This is a genomic window from Vibrio sp. Isolate25, from assembly GCF_022398025.1.
GTDB lineage: Bacteria > Pseudomonadota > Gammaproteobacteria > Enterobacterales > Vibrionaceae > Vibrio > Vibrio coralliilyticus_A.
Window position 1 is genome coordinate 345827 of record NZ_JAKEUT010000002.1, and the last position, 15617, is coordinate 361443.

General features: G+C 45.1%; 14 protein-coding genes. 9 read left to right on the forward strand and 5 right to left on the reverse strand.

Annotation, left to right across the window (positions count from 1 at the left end; translation table 11 throughout):
• Positions 1-108: 108 nt before the first annotated feature.
• Both L1D15_RS08285 and L1D15_RS08290 read right to left on the reverse strand, forming a co-directional pair.
• Positions 109-885 carry a tRNA isopentenyl-2-thiomethyl-A-37 hydroxylase MiaE gene (locus L1D15_RS08285; RefSeq protein ID WP_239875277.1) on the reverse strand — a complete coding sequence of 259 codons (777 nt, stop codon included), beginning with the start codon at positions 883-885 and terminating at the stop codon, positions 109-111.
• A gap of 68 nt (positions 886-953) precedes the next feature.
• Complete coding sequence (locus L1D15_RS08290) at positions 954-1718, reverse strand: DNA repair protein (RefSeq protein WP_239836820.1); 765 nt, start codon at positions 1716-1718, stop codon at positions 954-956.
• A gap of 297 nt (positions 1719-2015) precedes the next feature.
• Between L1D15_RS08290 and cysB the strand changes: the two genes are divergently transcribed.
• The 5 genes from cysB (at position 2016) to L1D15_RS08315 (ending at position 7171) form a co-directional block, all read left to right on the forward strand.
• Positions 2016-2990: an HTH-type transcriptional regulator CysB gene (gene cysB / locus L1D15_RS08295; protein WP_239867763.1), complete on the forward strand. Its 975-nt coding sequence runs from the start codon at positions 2016-2018 to the stop codon at positions 2988-2990.
• Between the two features lie 53 nt (positions 2991-3043).
• Positions 3044-4240 carry a methyltransferase gene (locus tag L1D15_RS08300; RefSeq protein WP_239875278.1) on the forward strand — a complete coding sequence of 399 codons (1197 nt, stop codon included), beginning with the start codon at positions 3044-3046 and terminating at the stop codon, positions 4238-4240.
• A gap of 173 nt (positions 4241-4413) precedes the next feature.
• Positions 4414-5379 carry an ABC transporter substrate-binding protein gene (locus L1D15_RS08305; RefSeq protein WP_239875279.1) on the forward strand — a complete coding sequence of 322 codons (966 nt, stop codon included), beginning with the start codon at positions 4414-4416 and terminating at the stop codon, positions 5377-5379.
• A gap of 56 nt (positions 5380-5435) precedes the next feature.
• On the forward strand, positions 5436-6380 hold the full coding sequence (locus tag L1D15_RS08310; protein ID WP_239875280.1) for an ABC transporter permease: 945 nt from the start codon (positions 5436-5438) through the stop codon (positions 6378-6380).
• Positions 6377-7171 (forward strand): ABC transporter ATP-binding protein, encoded by a 795-nt coding sequence (locus L1D15_RS08315; RefSeq protein WP_239875281.1) that lies wholly within the window; start codon positions 6377-6379, stop codon positions 7169-7171. Before L1D15_RS08310 ends, L1D15_RS08315 begins: the two co-directional genes overlap by 4 nt.
• Before the next feature lie 105 nt (positions 7172-7276).
• Here L1D15_RS08315 and dusC read toward each other — a convergent pair whose 3' ends face one another.
• Positions 7277-8230, reverse strand: a complete 954-nt coding sequence (dusC, locus tag L1D15_RS08320; protein WP_239875282.1) for a tRNA dihydrouridine(16) synthase DusC — start codon at positions 8228-8230, stop codon at positions 7277-7279.
• Positions 8231-8455: 225 nt separating this feature from the next.
• Here dusC and L1D15_RS08325 point away from each other — a divergent pair, with 225 nt between their 5' ends.
• From L1D15_RS08325 to serS, 4 genes are all read left to right on the forward strand, one after another.
• Positions 8456-9070 (forward strand): YecA family protein, encoded by a 615-nt coding sequence (locus tag L1D15_RS08325; RefSeq protein ID WP_239875283.1) that lies wholly within the window; start codon positions 8456-8458, stop codon positions 9068-9070.
• 82 nt (positions 9071-9152) lie between these two features.
• A complete protein-coding gene (gene lolA / locus L1D15_RS08330; protein WP_239875284.1) occupies positions 9153-9749 on the forward strand; it encodes an outer membrane lipoprotein chaperone LolA in 597 nt (198 codons plus the stop codon).
• A gap of 2 nt (positions 9750-9751) precedes the next feature.
• The gene (locus L1D15_RS08335; RefSeq protein WP_021457163.1) at positions 9752-11098 is read left to right on the forward strand and encodes a replication-associated recombination protein A; all 1347 of its coding nucleotides are present in this window, start codon (positions 9752-9754) and stop codon (positions 11096-11098) included.
• Between the two features lie 96 nt (positions 11099-11194).
• Positions 11195-12502 carry a serine--tRNA ligase gene (gene serS, locus L1D15_RS08340; protein WP_239836810.1) on the forward strand — a complete coding sequence of 436 codons (1308 nt, stop codon included), beginning with the start codon at positions 11195-11197 and terminating at the stop codon, positions 12500-12502.
• Between the two features lie 70 nt (positions 12503-12572).
• Here serS and ansA read toward each other — a convergent pair whose 3' ends face one another.
• Both ansA and sppA read right to left on the reverse strand, forming a co-directional pair.
• A complete protein-coding gene (ansA, locus tag L1D15_RS08345) occupies positions 12573-13589 on the reverse strand; it encodes an asparaginase (RefSeq protein WP_239836809.1) in 1017 nt (338 codons plus the stop codon).
• A gap of 133 nt (positions 13590-13722) precedes the next feature.
• Positions 13723-15573: a signal peptide peptidase SppA gene (gene sppA / locus L1D15_RS08350; RefSeq protein WP_239875285.1), complete on the reverse strand. Its 1851-nt coding sequence runs from the start codon at positions 15571-15573 to the stop codon at positions 13723-13725.
• Positions 15574-15617 lie beyond the last annotated feature (44 nt).

Consider the following 15617-nt stretch of genomic DNA (forward strand, 5'->3'; position numbering starts at 1 on the left):
AAAACTGTCAGCGAACCTAAATTCCGTTCACTGTGAAGTAATACAATACGCTTAATGAGAAAGGGTGCCAAACGGAATCCTTTCTCATTGTGGTAGTGGCATGGTTAACTAACTTTGGATTGGTATACCACTGTGGAACTTAAAATCTTTATCAGGGCTAGAAATTAGATCTGCCTCTAGCTTTCCGAAATAGGTAACGCGCGCCGAAATATCCTCCCCAGCGATTTCTTCAGCTAAGCATAGGTAATCCTGATAATGACGAGCTTCAGAGCGCAATAGTGAAACATAAAATTTAGCGATATCATCGTCCATATAAGGTGCAAGTTTGGCAAAGCGCTCACACGAGCGCGCCTCAATGTAGGCTCCGATGATCAATTTGTCGATCAGTGTTTGTGGTTCATAGGTTGCCATTTTGGCTAAAAGGCTTTTGGCGTAACGACTGGCTTGAACCGGCTCGTAAGCGATGCCTCGGCTATCCATGATTTCCAGAACTTGATAAAAGTGATGTAACTCTTCTTTGATTAAAAGCACCATCTTATCGATTAAATCTTGGCTATAGGGGGAATTTGATTTAGCCATAATCGCTTTGGATATATTGCTTTTACCTTTCAACGTTTCTAGGTCACCTACTTTTCGATATGCAAAGTCTTCATAGGGTTTAAACCAGTCTAATAGGTTATGCGCACTGTTTTTATCAACGGCATATTTACGAATAAGGTACATAGCTGACTGGCCAGCCTTTAACTCACACAACAGATGATCGATCAGAATTGTTTTTAGGTTTTCGGCTTTTCGAGCTTCTGTTATCCAGGCTTCGGGGGTCGAGCATTGAAGAAAGTTATTGATAGGCTGCAGTAAAGAATCGTAGTTTTTTAAATCGATCATGATAAACATTTAATAAAATAGAAAAGGTCGCCAGAAGCGACCTTTTGAAATAGGCAGTGGGAATTATATTACCACTTTTTCTTTTCACCAAAGAGCTCATCCATATCATTTTTACGTTGGTCTTCTTCAATCTGGTGAAGTTCTTCAGCGTTTTTAGACTGGCGTTTTTGCTCTAGTTCATCATACATTTCCTGAAGCTTTTCTCTGGCTTGGTTGGAATAGTTATCATTTTTGGTGCTAAGTGCATCAAGACCTTTACGCAGTAGCTGGATAGCTGTGCCAGGTTGGCCACGTACAATCGAATCATTGGCACGTTTAATGACGTTTTCGATGTTAATCCGAACTTGGATAGTTTCTAGCCGAGCATTTTCTGCCACATAAGCTTGAGTTTCAAAACGACCTTTATTGTGTTCACTGCGGATGGTATCACGTAAACGCTTGACCAACTTAAGCATAACTATCGCTTGTTTATCACTGCTTGGTGTTTTGAATGTGGTGCTTTCTCCACTTTTATTATCGTCTTTAAGCTGCTTAATTTGCTGTTTAACGTGTGCGACACGTTGTTCAAGTTGTTTATTCTTAGGGTCGAGTTCATACATGCTTTCTACAGCATCCAAGATTCGATTATTTAAGCAAATCAATAAATCTTTGCTGTATGGCATGTGGTGCGCGTGACCAATGAGCTCTTCCGTCGCGTCAATGATAGCAAGGTATCTTGCACCTTCCTGCTTCCTAGCAGTTTCAACTTTCACTTTGTACTGGAGCATGATGTTATAGCCAAGCACTAACACCAGTAAGATGGCAACTAAAGCTATGATTAACCCAATATTCATAAATTCCGTATCTTATGTTTTGTTGGCTAGCGAACAAGGATACACGATTCTTAAGAACCACTGCACCTATTTTGTATTATTACGTTTCCATGGCTAATTATTAACGAAAACTCTGATCTATGAGTGATTTTTGAGTTATTGCTTACAAAAAACTCATCCAAACCAGAAATTCTTCTTTTATAAAGAACCCAAATAGTGAAATGGGGTATCAATTTCAACCAAGAGGCGTTATAACTAAATATTATAAACTATATTTGCTCATAATGGGGCGTCGAGTAAGGGATTACGGGGTCGAGAATGAAATTACAACAACTGAAGTACATTGTTGAGGTAGTTAACCACAATCTGAATGTATCAGCTACCGCAGAGAGTTTATATACCTCACAGCCTGGTATCAGTAAGCAGGTACGCTTGCTTGAAGACGAACTGGGCATTCAAATTTTTGAGCGTAGTGGTAAGCACTTGACCCAAGTTACTTCGGCTGGTGAAGACATCATTCGTATTTCTCAGGAAATCCTTGCCCGTGTTGAAAGCATTAAAGCGGTGGCTGGAGAACATACTCACCCTGAAATGGGTACCTTAAACATTTCGACGACCCATACTCAAGCTCGTTACGCTTTACCTGATGTCATCAAAGGGTTTACTGCCCGTTATCCTAAGGTTTCCCTACACATGCATCAAGGGACGCCATCTCAGATGTCTGAAGCGATTGCAAAAGGGACGGCAAATTTTGCGATAGCGACTGAAGCGCTGCACTTATATCAAGATGCTATCATGTTACCTTGTTATCATTGGAATCGCTCGATCGTTGTTCCGAAAGACCATCCCCTTGCGCAAAAGGGCACAATTTCCATTGAAGATCTTGCCTCGTATCCGTTGGTCACTTACGTCTTTGGCTTTACTGGTCGTTCGGAGTTGGATACAGCATTTAATAAAGTTGGTCTGACGCCTCGCGTTGTATTTACTGCAACAGACGCCGACGTGATCAAAACTTATGTACGCATGGGGATTGGTGTGGGTGTGATTGCGAGTATGGCAATCGACAAGGATCAAGATGAAGACTTGGTCGCGATTGATGCCAGCCATCTGTTTGGGGCGAGCACAACCAGTATCGGTTTCCGCCGCGGAACATTCCTTCGCTCGTACATGTTTGATTTCATGGAGCGCTTTGCACCACACCTAACTCGCCCTGTAGTGGAGCAAGCCTTATCTCTTAAATCGAATGCAGAAATAGAAGAAATGTTTAAAGATATTGAGTTGCCAGTGCGCTAAAACTTTCTTCTGATTATGCTTCCCTCTAGAATATCGCCTTGTCAGGGGGAAGTATGCAAAACACATTTTTACAACTCGATTCATTTCTTTATTCTTATCAGAATTTATGGCGTTTTGAGCCATTCTTTTCCAGTATTGATCAACAGTTGCCATGGCATGACCATTACCCTGAATTGTGTGACTGGCTCATGCAGCTGGATCATGGCCAGATTGAGTCGCTCAAGTCTGACTCACGTGCTCTAACTGACGCTTTGCAAGCCTTTATCCCTGATTTAGAGGTAGCTTCCGTTCTCACTCAACTTCCTGTGACTCATTTGCAAGGGCTGCAATTAGACAGAGGTCTAGATGCCGGAGTTCCTGGGAGAAAACTTGAGCAAATAGTTTCGATGGGAGAAGCTGCGCTACAGTCTCATCAAGGCAGTGAATGGCTAGAGTGGTGCTCAGGTAAAGGTTTCTTAGGAAGGCTCCTTGCTAGTCAAAGTCAGCAACCTGTGACCAGTTTCGAGTTTCAGAAGAAACTGTGTGAATCAGGGCAGAGAGAAGCGGATAAACACTCTTTACCGATGACATTCATTCAAGGCGATGCTTTGTCTGCGGATGCGGTTCGCGCCCTCAACCCCAATCAACATGCCGTAGCTTTACATGCATGCGGTGATTTACATGTATCACTAATAGAAAAAGCGGTCTTAGCCGGATTACCTGCAATAACGATTTCTCCTTGCTGTTATCACCTAATTAAACACGACCAATACCAACCTTTATCTCGGTTGGCCAAATCTTCATCGCTTGTACTCACACAATCTGAGTTGAGAATACCGCTTCAAGAAACTGTCACGGGTGGAGAAAGAGTTAAGCGGCATCGTTTTCAAGAAATGTGTTATCGGCTAGGGTTTGATTTACTATTGAGAGAAGCAGGAAGGTATCAAGATTATGTGCCCATACCGAGTATTAAAAAGTCTTTATTAGCCGATGGTTTTGAGTCTTTCTGTCACCGGGCGGCAGAAAAAAAACAGTTGGCTTTACCTGTTGATGTTTCCTTCCGTGAGTTTCAATTAAAAGGTGAGATACGTTATTGGCAGATGGAGCGATTGAGTCTCGTTCAGCAGCATTTTCGTCGTAGCCTTGAAATGTGGTTAGTACTCGACAAAGCGTTATACCTTGCTGAGCATGGTTACGAGGTTTCAGTTGAAATGTTTTGTGAGAAGAAAATCACGCCGAGAAATATTCTTATTCAAGCGGTTAAAAAATAGTCGAATACACACCTCTAAATTTGTTGATTTATTGTTAAAACTCCCTTTCAATTTTTCTAAGTTATTGGTAATAATGAGTGATGTGCACAGAAAATGTGCAACTCAATCAATAAGTATATAAAGAACATCCGCACACAACATCACATCAATAATGCTGAAATCAAGGAGTTGAGATGAAAGCAGGAAACGTTATTGCAGCTGCTGTACTGGCAGGTGCAGCTCTACTGTCATCAACAAGTATCATGGCCAAAACAGCAAAAGTCGCAGTTTCTCAGATCGTTGAACACCCTGCGCTAGATGCCACTCGTCAGGGGCTGATAGATGGCCTTAAAGCGAAAGGCTATGAACAAGGTGAAAATCTTGAGTTTGACTACAAAACGGCACAAGGAAACCCAGCGATTGCGGTACAAATTGCTCGCCAATATGTAGGTGAAAAGCCAGATGTGCTGGTAGGGATCGCTACTCCAACCGCACAAGCGCTTGTGTCTGCAACACGCACTATACCTGTGGTCTTTACAGCCGTCACAGACCCTGTTGGTGCCAAGCTAGTTAAAAGCATGGAGAAGCCTGGAAAGAACGTGACGGGCCTTTCGGATCTATCGCCAGTTAGTCAACATGTCGAGCTGATTAAAGAGATTATGCCGGATGTGAAATCGATTGGTGTTGTCTTTAACCCGGGTGAAGCAAATGCAGTGACCTTGGTGAAGCTACTTAAAGAGAGTGCCAAAGCACAGGGAATTGAAGTTGTTGAAGCAACAGCATTAAAAAGTGCAGATGTTCAGTCCGCGACGCAAGCAATTGCAGAAAAATCGGATGTGATTTACGCGCCAACTGATAACACGGTTGCAAGTGCAATAGAAGGGATGATTGTTGCGGCGAATCAGGCGAAAACCCCGGTTCTGGGCGGTGCGACTTCTTACGTTGAAAAAGGCGCTATTGCTAGTTTAGGTTTTGATTACTATCAGGTTGGAGTTCAAACGGCAGACTACGTGGCGGCGATTCTTGAAGGCTCGGAGCCTGGCTCATTGGATGTGAAGGTTGCCAAGGGGTCAGATCTGGTCATCAATGCGACAGCAGCCAAAAAGCTAGGTGTTACTATTCCTACCTCTGTTCTTGACCGAGCGACCAAGGTTAAGTAACCCAAGATGAGAGTGCGTAATGCGCTCTCTTGTTCAAAGCAGAAAAGGGAGTGGGTATGTCTGCTTTTGCTTTTTTTGGCGCGCTTGAGATTGGCTTGTTGTATGGCTTAGTGGCTCTGGGCGTTTATCTTACTTTCCGGGTTCTGGATTTTCCTGATTTAAGTGTTGACGGTAGTTTCCCAATGGGTGCTGCTGTGGCAGCAACGGCAATTGTCGCGGGCATTAATCCGTGGGTCGCAACCGTTATGGCTATATTGGCTGGTTCAGCGACTGGTTGGGTAACGGCCTTTTTGGCTGTACGCTGTGGGATTCTTCACTTACTAGCCTCTATTCTTACTATGATTGCGGCTTTCTCTATTAACATTCGCATAATGGGCCGACCCAATATGGCCCTACTAGGGGAAGAGACAATCCTGACCCCTTTTGAGACGATTGGTGATCCAATGTTGATGAGGCCATTACTTGTCGGTGTACTCGTCTTGATTTCTGCTTGGTTTGTCGTGCGGTTACTAAACAGTGACTTTGGGTTAGGGCTACGTGCAACGGGAGTGAATGCGCGTATGGTGTCCGCTCAAGGCGGCAGCACGTCCTTTTACACATACTTTGGATTGGCGCTGTCTAATGGCTTTGTGGGTTTTGCTGGGGCTTTGTTTGCACAGACCAACAGTTTTGCTGACGTCACCTCTGGTGTCGGGACAATTGTGGTCGGTTTAGCTGCTGTTATTTTAGGGCAGACGCTCATTCCGGGACGAAAGATATGGGTGGCTGTATTGGCTGTTATCGTTGGGTCTGTACTGTATCGGCTCGCAGTGGCATTCGCTCTGAGTACAGGAATGTTTGGTCTACAGGCTTCTGATCTAAACTTGGTCACAGCGGTTCTGGTGGCGATTGCGCTCATTGCACCGAAGTTAAAAGGAAACATCAAAGCAAAAAAGCCTAACACGCCTGTGCAAGGAAAAACGAGGTCTGTGCAGGTTGAAAAGTCAGGAGATACAGTATGATTCAGCTGGAAAATATCCAAGTGACGTTTAACCCTGGAACCATTTTAGAAAACCCTGCGCTTAAAGGTGTCTCTTTAGAGGTGCCAGAACATCAGTTTTTGACGGTCATTGGTTCAAATGGTGCAGGTAAATCGACATTACTTGGGGCTGTAACGGGTGAAACACCTATGCTTGGCGGCCGAGTTATTATCGACAAGCTCGATGTGACTAAGCTGTCGGTTGATCAAAGAGCTCGCCAGTGTGCAAGAGTTTTTCAAGACCCGCTCGCGGGTACTTGTGGCGATCTGACGATAGAAGAGAACATGGCTTTAGCTTATATGCGGGGCAAAAAGCGTGGCTGGAGCCTATCGCTTTCCAATAAGCGACGTAAGCTATTTCAAGAGCGTATCAGCATTCTTGGCTTAGGCTTAGAAAACCGGCTAGGGGACAATATTGGTCTGTTATCGGGAGGCCAGCGTCAGGCGGTGAGCCTTGTCATGGCAACCCTTTCTGATAGTAAACTATTGTTACTTGATGAGCATACAGCGGCACTAGACCCTAGAATGGCGTCATTTATCATTGATTTAACCAAGAAGATAGTGACTGAGTTTAATCTAACGGTGATGATGGTGACACATTCCATGAAAGATGCACTAGCGTGTGGTGACCGAACTGTGATGCTGCATCAAGGGGAAGTCGTACTCGATGTTGCTGGACAACAAAGAGCCAACATGCAAGTCCCAGATTTGTTGGAGATGTTCTCTAAAGTCAGAGGAGAAGAGTTGACAGATGACAGTCTGCTTCTTAATTAGAACTCAAAAATGTAGCGATATCCTACGTGTTGCTTTACTGCCTTTGTCATCGCAAGCAGTATGCTGGCGATGACGATAAAATAGCGGCAAGAGCTAATGAGGGCTTTAAACTGTACAAAGTTTGTCTTGGTAGGCTTTGAGACGCTCTACAATCGGTTCAGCCTTGTTAAAGGTACGAATTTCACGAAATAGCTCATTGGCTTCAGGGTACTCATGACGTAAATATGAGAACCATTGCTTGACTCTATTAGGGTAATATAGCCCTTTGTCCCCTTTCATTTCGTATTGAGAGTAGAGCAGCAGCAGTTTAACCACTTCAGCCCATGGCATCACGGTATGATTATGCTTAACCACATTACCCAAGTTAGGCACATTGAACGCCCCGCGACATACCATTAGTGAGTCGACCCCTGTGGTTTCGATACAGGCTTGACCGTCTTCGTAGTTCCAAATCTCGCCATTGGCAATTAAGGGGATAGTAAAGCGTTGACGAATCTGGTTGATATAGTCCCACTTAATCTCGCTGGCCTTATAACCACCTGTTTTTGTGCGTGCGTGAACAGTGAGCTCGTCTGCACCAGCGCTTTGAATCGCATCTACGATCTCGAAGCAATCTTCTGGGTTATCCCAACCAAGGCGAATTTTGGCCGTGAGCGGAGTGCCTTCTGGTACGGCTTCACGACATGCTTTGACCACGCGATGAATAAGATCAGGATGTTGGAGTAGTGCTGCACCACCTTTACTTTTGTTTACTAGCTTTGCTGGGCAGCCGAAGTTGATATCAACGCCTTTCGCTCCCAGTTCAGCGGCGCGAATGGCATTTTCCGCCATCCAATGAGGATCTTGGCCGAGAAGTTGGATGTGGACAGGAACACCAGACTTCGTTTGTGATCCTTGTTTTAACTCTGGGCAGAGGCGGTAGAATACGTGCTCAGGAAGCAGCTGATCAACCACGCGAACGAATTCCGTGACACACAGATCATAGTCGTTGATGTCAGTTAATATCTCTCGCATTAAATGGTCTAACACGCCCTCCATAGGGCCCAGAACAACTCGCATAAAAAATCGCCTTAGAATCAGGAGGCGTGATTTTAGAGATTTCGCTGCGAGATGTCTAACAACGAAACATCATTTTTTCTCATTGCTTTGCTCTATAGACTCTAATAAAGAGAGGAAGGGCGAGAATATGAAGATAGCGTAAAGCGATGCTCTGGAAGACGGAGTGACCCCTAGCTTTTTATAGGGTTATAATGGCGCTAGAATCTTGCAACACTGAATCAGATAATGACTTATCAACTACTGACACTTGAACCATCCCTAACTGAAGAATCTGCACTGTATCTTGAAGGCGTCATCTTGGCGGCAAATTTGGCGACAAGGCCACTTGCGCCAGAAAGTTGGTTGCCTAGCCTTTTCTCTGAGCAAGCACCGGCTGTTAAGGCGGAGGTTGAAGGTCATATAAATCAGCAATACAGCTATTTAAAGCGCAATGAATATTCTTTGTTGTCCTTGCTTAATGAAGAGCAGCGTGACGAGCAGCTCGCTGATTTCGCTGAAGGTTTTATGATGCTCTGGCCCACCATCGAAGAGCAATGGGCGGAAACGTCTATCGGTGATGGGACATTACGCATGCTACAAGCTTTGCTAACCACAATGATGTTGGCAATCGATGAAGAGCAGACTCAAGCACAAATGGAAGAGGCAGGTATCGAAACGCCACCGGCACTAAATGACTTTCTTGGTCAGCTGGATTTGATGATTAATGAAGTCACACAAGCGGCGGATGAAGCCATGGTTGGTGCCAAAGCACAAAGTGTAAACCCATTTAAAGATATTGGGCGTAACGACATTTGCCCGTGTGGTAGTGGTAAAAAATTCAAACAGTGTTGCGGTCAGTAGAACAAAGTTAACTTTACCCGGTCAAAACAGTATCGAAACCGAGGTATAACGTCGTATTCGCGACGAAATAGGATGATAAAGAATGAAGAAATTAGCCGCGTTGTTTTTCCTTAGCTTCTCCGTCATCGCAGCGCCCAAAGATGAATTGAGCCAGCGACTGCAACTGACTGATGGGTTTAGTGCGGATTTTTCACAGCAGTTGATCAGCCCTGAAGGGGAAATGTTGACGGAAGGTGAAGGCAAAGTCGAAATTGCGCGTCCAAGCTTGTTCCGTTGGACTACTACTGCACCAGATGAGAATGTCTTGGTGTCAGATGGTGAATCTCTGTGGTACTACAGCCCTTTCATCGAACAAGTTAGCATTTACTGGCAAGAGCAAGCTACTGAACAAACCCCTTTCGTTCTGCTGACTCGTAACCGAGCCAGCGATTGGGAAAACTACAAAGTGTCACAGCAAGGCGATGTGTTTACATTGGTACCGACCGCAGTGGACACTAATCAGGGGCAGTTTAAGCTAGAGATTGATGGTAAAGGTGCGGTGAAGGGCTTTAGTGTTATAGAGCAAGATGGCCAAAAAAGTACCTTCAAGTTTAATAACATCAAACTGGCTAAACCAAGTGCCGATCGCTTTACCTTTACTATTCCTGAAGGGGTAGAGGTCGACGACCAAAGGAATTAATAGTGAGCAACTATTCATTGGACTTTTCAGGGGACGAAGATTTTCGTCCCCTTGCTGCTAGAATGCGCCCAGAAACGCTGGACCAATACATCGGTCAGCAACATATTCTTGGTCTAGGTAAGCCCCTGCGCCGTGCGCTGGAGGCAGGTCATATTCATTCGATGATTCTTTGGGGGCCGCCTGGAACCGGAAAAACAACTCTAGCTGAAGTTGCGGCAAATTATGCCAATGCTGAAGTCGAGCGAGTTTCAGCGGTGACCTCTGGCGTCAAAGACATTCGTGCGGCGATTGATAAAGCTCGTGAAAATAAACTAACTGGTCGAAGAACGATTTTGTTTGTTGATGAGGTTCATCGCTTTAACAAATCCCAACAAGATGCGTTTCTCCCTCATATTGAAGATGGCACCGTGACTTTTATTGGCGCGACAACGGAGAATCCCTCCTTTGAGCTTAACAATGCTTTGCTGTCGCGTGCTCGAGTTTACAAACTCACCTCTTTAGCTCAGCAAGATATTCGTCTGGCGTTAGAGCAAGCAATCAGTGATGCTGAGCGTGGATTAGGTCAGTTTGAAGCCCACTTCGTCGATAACGTATTGGATCGCTTATCTGAGTTAGTGAATGGTGATGCACGCATGTCACTTAACTATCTTGAGCTGCTGTATGACATGGCGCAAGAGGATGATAAGGGCGTTAAGCAAATCACGTTAGAGCTCCTTGCTGAAGTGGCTGGCGAAAAAGTGTCGCGCTTTGATAACAAAGGAGACATTTGGTACGACTTGATCTCAGCAGTGCATAAATCGATTCGTGGTTCGAATCCAGATGCGGCACTTTACTGGTCAGCACGTATGATTGCCGCAGGTTGTGACCCTTTGTATATCGCTCGCCGATTGTTAGCGATTGCATCTGAGGACATTGGTAATGCCGATCCGCGAGCAATGCAGGTCGCGCTGTCAGCGTGGGATTGCTTTACCAGAGTGGGCCCGGCAGAAGGTGAGAGAGCCATTGCCCAGGCTATTGTATATCTTGCTTGTGCACCTAAAAGTAATGCGGTTTATACCGCTTGGAAACAAGCCCTGCGTGATGCTCACAATCAACCTGAGTACGAAGTACCACCTCATCTTCGCAATGCACCGACAAGTTTAATGAAAGATCTTGGTTATGGAGCGGAATATCGTTACGCTCATGACGAACCCGGTGCTTACGCGGCTGGAGAGAAATATCTACCACCAGAAATGGGGGAGATTCGTTACTATTCTCCTACAAACCGAGGCTTAGAGGCGAAAATTGGCGAAAAGTTAGATTACTTGGCTAGTTTAGATGCAAAAAGCCCACAAAAGCGCTATGAATAAGCGTCTTTTTTGGATACATTTGTTCGGTTAATTATAAAAGCGTTTGAGCATGAAGTTTGGACGCACTTTCACAACCAAAAAAGCATAGGATTAACAATGCTGGATTCTAAATTACTTCGTACAGAGCTGGATGAAACAGCTGCTAAACTGGCGCGTCGTGGCTTTAAGCTAGACGTAGAGACAATCCGTACACTTGAAGAACAACGTAAGTCCATTCAAGTAGAAGTTGAAAATTTACAATCCACGCGTAACTCCATCTCCAAGCAAATTGGTCAGAAAATGGCTGCTGGAGACAAAGAAGGTGCTGAAGAGATTAAAAAGCAGATCGGTACGTTAGGTAGCGATCTGGAAGCGAAAAAAGCTGAGCTGGTGGAAATCCAGAACAAACTGGAAGACATCACGCTGTCTGTGCCAAACCTGCCAGACGATGAAGTGCCAGATGGCAAAGATGAAAACGAGAACGTTGAGATCTCTCGTTGGGGTGAGCCTAAGTCTTACGATTTTGAAGTAAAAGATCACGTTGATCTAGGTGAAATGGGCGATGGCCTAGATTTCGCTAGCGCAACAAAGATCACTGGCGCTCGTTTTATCATCATGAAAGGCCAATTTGCTCGTCTACACCGTGCAATTGCTCAGTTCATGCTGGATCTTCATACAGAAGAGCATGGCTATACGGAAATGTATGTACCTTACCTAGTGAATTCTGACAGCTTGTTTGGTACTGGTCAGTTACCTAAGTTTGGTGAAGACCTGTTCCATACTGAGCCATTGACTGAAAAAGTGAATGATGAAGAACCACGTAAACTGTCTCTTATCCCAACGGCAGAAGTACCGGTAACCAACATGGTGCGTGACACTATCGTTGATGAAGCGGATCTGCCAATTAAGATGACAGCACACACTCCTTGCTTCCGTTCTGAAGCAGGTTCTTACGGTCGTGATACTCGTGGTCTGATTCGTATGCACCAGTTCGACAAAGTTGAGCTAGTACAAATCACTAAGCCAGAAGAGTCAATGGCAGCACTTGAAGAGCTAACAGGTCATGCTGAGAAGGTACTACAACTTCTAGAGCTTCCTTACCGTAAAGTGATTCTATGTACAGGTGACATGGGCTTTGGTGCTCGTAAAACTTATGACCTTGAAGTTTGGGTTCCTGCTCAAGAGACGTACCGTGAGATCTCTTCATGTTCAAACACTTGGGATTTCCAAGCTCGTCGTATGCAAGCTCGCTTCCGTCGTAAGGGCGAGAAGAAGCCAGAGCTAGTACACACGCTAAACGGCTCAGGTCTAGCAGTTGGTCGAACTATGGTTGCGATTCTTGAAAACAATCAAGAAGCGGATGGCCGTATCGCAATCCCTGCTGTACTGCAAAAGTACATGGGCGGCGCAACGCACATCGGTTAATCTCAAATAAACACCAAAAAGCCAGCTCAAGTGAGCTGGCTTTTTATTATTAAAACCTTGTAAAGTAATATTATATCGACATTTCACCACGCAGCACTTGCTGCATTTGGACTTTCACTTGCTCGTGAGTCAGGTCTTGACTCAAAAGATAATGCAGCTTGGCAAGAGCCGCCTCTGGCGTCATATCATAGCCACTGATGACGCCGGCTTCAGCAAGGGCACATCCGGTAGCATACCCACCCATGTTGACTTTACCCGCTAGGCATTGAGTTAGGTTAACGACAATCACTTCTCGCTCTGAAGCATCTTTAAGGTGTGCCAATAGTTCCGGGTTTTGCGGTGCATTGCCCACTCCAAAAGTCAGTAGGATCATCGCGTTAACTGGTTGAAGTAAGGTGTTGCGAATCACTTCATGTGAGATGCCAGGATACATAGTAATCACACCTATTGGCTGGGGCGTAATATCATGAACTTTAAATTCACCTGCAGGTTCTTCACCAACCTCAATATCGCTGCTGATCTGGATGTTGATACCCGCTTCAAGCAGAGGAGGCAAGTTTGGCGACGTAAAGGCGTTGAAACCATCAGCATGTGATTTTGTGCTGCGGTTACCACGCATCAACTTGTTATTGAAGAATAAGGTAACTTCGTTAATAGGATAGTTAGCGGCAATATGCAGTGCGTTAAGCAGGTTTGCCTGACCATCTGAGCGTAGCTCAGCAAGCGGAATTTGTGAGCCCGTCACAATCACAGGCTTACCGAGATTTTCCAACATGAAAGACAAGGCCGATGCTGTGTAAGCCATCGTGTCTGTGCCGTGCAGAATGACAAAACCGTCGTATTTTTCGTAGTTTTCTCGAATGTCATCCGCAATCTGTTGCCAGTCTTTCGGTGTCATGTCCGATGAGTCGATTAGAGGATCGTATTCGTGAATCGTAAATTCTGGCATTTCCGGGCGCTGGAACTCTGGCATACTGGCCAGTTGTTTTTCCATGAAACCAGCCACAGGTACATAACCGTGGTCATGCGACTTTTTCATGCCGATGGTTCCGCCCGTGTAGGCGATATAAATGTGTTTTCTTGCCATTGCTTAGAAACCAGTTAATTGTAGGGGGAACAGAGCGTGGGATTATATATCAATCAGTAGCAATAAAAAGGGGTATCCCGCACAGGAATACCCCACATAATTGGAATTCAACTGGTGAATCAGCAGTGTAAAATTACTGAACTTGGCAGTTCAAACAGAATGCATATTGGCCTTTTGGATCGTTGAAGCTATCCAGTAGGCTGGTATCCTGAATAACTTGTGTCGCGACAGGTTGTAAAGCCGCAGGAATCAAGCTACTGACATCCAAGCCAAGATTAACTTTGACCTGGTTCATAAAGTCTTGGATGAACTGTTCGGCAGGTGATAACGGCTCTTCTACCCAGTACAGGTTGTAATCTTCGACTTTGGCTAGCTCTGCAGCTAGCTTTACGGCGTCATCGAAGTCACCCATTTTATCGACTAAGCCAAATTTTGCCGCATCTTGACCTGTCCAAACGCGGCCTTGGGCAATGCTATCCATGTCGTTCAACGGAATTTCACGGTTTTCACTAACAAGGCCCACAAAGCGATGGTAGCCGTGCTCAATACCCATCTGGAATGCATCGGCAGCCCCCTCCGATAAGCCAGTGGTTATCCCGACGCCTGAAAATGGAGAGGTCCCAACACCATCGGTATACACCCCCAGCTTATTGAGGCCTTTTTCAAAGGTCGTAATCACACTGAAAATACCGATAGAGCCAGTTAATGTAGTTGGCTGTGCAACAATACGATCAGCGCTCATTGAAATCCAATAACCACCAGACGCAGCTAAGCTAGACATTGAAGCAACAACAGGTTTACCTACTTCTTTTAGCGCTTCGATTTCGTTGCGAATGATTTCAGAGGCAAATGCACTACCACCTGGGCTATCCACTCGTAGTACAACGGCTTTGACTTTATCATCGTTGCGGGCTTGACGAAGAAGCGCTGCAACCGTATCCCCCCCTGTTGTGCCTCGTGGTTGAGAGCCATCCATAATCGCTCCACTCGCCACTACAACGGCGATGTCATCCTGCGACAAATCGAATGTTGGTTTGATTGTGGTTTGATATTCATAGTAGTCAACGTAGTTGTAACTATCTTCACCATTACTACCAAAGACTTCAGTCAAATCAGCACGAACTTGTTGCCTAGTTGCCAGTTCATCAACTAAACCGAGTTCTAGTGATAAAGCGGCTAAATCGCCATCTTGTTCTTTCAATAAACTTAAGAATTCAGCCATACTCGGATTTAAGGTTTTTGCTGATACCTGACGATTAGTAGCAACGTCATCAACGTAGGCTCCCCATAGCTGGCTCAACCAGCGTGACGCGGATTCTTTCGCCGCGTCTGACATGTCGTCACGAACAAACGGTTCAATGGCTGATTTATAGGTGCCTACGCGGAAAACGTGGGTATTGACATCCAGCTTTTCTAATAGCGTCTTATAGTACATGGAGTAAGCACTGTAGCCTTTAATCAATACTGCGCCATCAGGTGCTAGATAAATCTTGTCAGCGTAACTGGCTAGGTAATACTGACTCTGATTGTAGAACTCACCCGCCGAATAAATTGGCTTGCCTGACGCTTTAAATTCATTCAGAGCTTTCGCAATGTAGCGCAGCTTAGTCAGGTTGGTTTCCGGCATGTCGCGTAGAGCCAGTACAATACCTGTGATCTCCGGGTCGTCTTTGGCATGGCGTATTGACTCAACAATGTCATACAAGACATTTTCCCTTGGCATATCCTGACCAAATAGTGACCCCGTGAAAGAATCCATAGGATTTACGTATCTTGATTGCTCCACAATAGGCCCTGAAATATTTAGCACCAGAGCGCCTTTTTGAGGTACTGAGGGTACCGGAGAGTCCGCATTGGTGTAGATGAAGTAGATAATACCAATGGTGGCAAGAAAGATAAGATTAACCAAGGCGAGACGAATAAAGGTGATGAGCTTCCATATACCTTTAAAAATCATACCAATAAACTTGAATAATTTTTTCATTAGGGCTCCGCTGTGCTAAGCACAGGTATAGGTCTTGGCAGTCT